Source organism: Mesorhizobium sp. M7A.F.Ca.US.006.04.2.1 (assembly GCF_004022915.1).
GTDB lineage: Bacteria > Pseudomonadota > Alphaproteobacteria > Rhizobiales > Rhizobiaceae > Mesorhizobium > Mesorhizobium ciceri.
Genome location: NZ_RZQA01001385.1, coordinates 1 through 944, shown reverse-complemented (window position 1 = coordinate 944; position 944 = coordinate 1). Strand labels below are relative to the sequence as shown.

General features: G+C 66.4%; 2 protein-coding genes. Both read right to left on the bottom strand.

The genetic code is table 11. The annotated features are described in order from the left end of the window. Window positions 1-717, bottom strand: a 717-nt coding sequence (locus tag EN925_RS37480; RefSeq protein ID WP_128337445.1) for a phosphatidate cytidylyltransferase, incomplete at its 3' end; no start/stop codon positions are given. Beyond that, the coding region (locus EN925_RS37475) for an undecaprenyl diphosphate synthase family protein (RefSeq protein ID WP_164894743.1) at window positions 714-944 on the bottom strand (231 nt) is incomplete at its 5' end. The genes EN925_RS37480 and EN925_RS37475, both read right to left, overlap by 4 nt.

Below are 944 nucleotides of genomic sequence, written 5' to 3'. Positions count from 1 at the left end.
ATCCATGACGCCGCCATGGCCCGGGATGAGCGCGCCTGAGTCCTTGCGGCCATGGCGGCGCTTGACCCAGGATTCAAACAGGTCGCCTGCCTGCGAGACAATCGACAGCACGAGCGCCACCAGGCCGAGCAATGCCAGATTGCCGACACCGGCAGCTACGGCGAGGACCAGCCCGGCGACGACGCCGCCGAGCGCACCGCCGAGCGCGCCGCTGCGCGTCTTGCCGGGCGAGATAGAGGGCGCCAGTTTCGGCCCCCCAACGGCACGGCCAACGAAATAGGCAAGGATATCGGTGGCCCAGACGACCGCAAACAGGAACAGGATGGCAATGAGGCCCGAACGATCGCCATCGCGCAGCAAGGCGAGCGACAGGCCTGAAACCGCGGCATAGGCGAGGCCGCTCGCATCCCATTGTCCGGTCTTGCGAAGCGAGGCGGCTATCGCCGTTGCGGCAACAATGGCCGCCACAAGCGGCAGCAGCCAGGAGGCGGCCAGGCCGCCGATCAAGGCGCCAACGAAGACGACCAGCAATGCTTCCGGCAGGAAACCCAGGCCCGTGGCCCCGGTCGGGCGCGACATGCGGGTCCATTCATAGAAGATCGCCGCCGATATCACGGCGCACAGCAGCCGGAACGGCAGACCGCCGATCCAGGTCAGACCGAGAGTGATGATGGCGAGCACGATCGCCGAAACGACACGCAGCTGGAGATTGCTCATCCCGCGGCCGGTCGCGAAGCGACGTCCTGGCCTCCAAGTCCACCGAACCGGCGTTCGCGGCCAGCAAACTCACGCAAGGCCTCGGCAAGGTGCTCGCGGCTGAAGTCGGGCCAGTAGCAAGGCAGGAAGACGAGCTCGCTATAGGCGGCCTGCCACAGGAGGAAATTCGACAGGCGAAGCTCGCCGCTGGTGCGAATGACCAGTTCCGGGTCGGGAATGCCTTGCGT